Below are 351 nucleotides of genomic sequence, written 5' to 3'. Positions count from 1 at the left end.
CCCCAGGACCGCTTCCGCATCGGCAGCCTCACCAAGCCCTTCGTCGCGACGGTGCTGCTCCAGCTCGAAGCCGAGGGCAGGCTGCGCCTCGACGACCCGGTGGAGCGCTGGCTGCCCGGCACCGTGAGCGGCGACGGCTACGACGGACGCCGCATCACGCTGCGCCAACTGCTCGGCCACACCAGCGGAATCTACGACTACACCGAGGACGCCGCCTTCCAGCGCGCCTACTTCACCGACGCCTTCATGACCAGCCGCTTCCGCCCCGTCAGCCCCGAAGGGCTGGTGCGCACGGCGACCTCGCACCCGCCCGTCTCGGCCCCCGGCGCCGCCTGGCACTACTCCAACACC

Annotated in this window: 1 protein-coding gene; it reads left to right on the top strand. The window is 71.8% G+C overall.

Annotation, left to right across the window (positions count from 1 at the left end):
* Nucleotides 1-351 (top strand): serine hydrolase domain-containing protein (locus J0695_RS40500; protein ID WP_206969799.1); only part of this gene is annotated, 351 nt, incomplete at both ends.

Origin of the sequence: Streptomyces beijiangensis (assembly GCF_017315755.1) — a bacterium.
In the GTDB taxonomy this organism is placed as follows: Bacteria; Actinomycetota; Actinomycetes; order Streptomycetales; family Streptomycetaceae; genus Streptomyces; species Streptomyces beijiangensis.
Note: the sequence above shows the minus strand (reverse complement) of the source record. Positions and strands in the feature narration are given on the sequence as shown.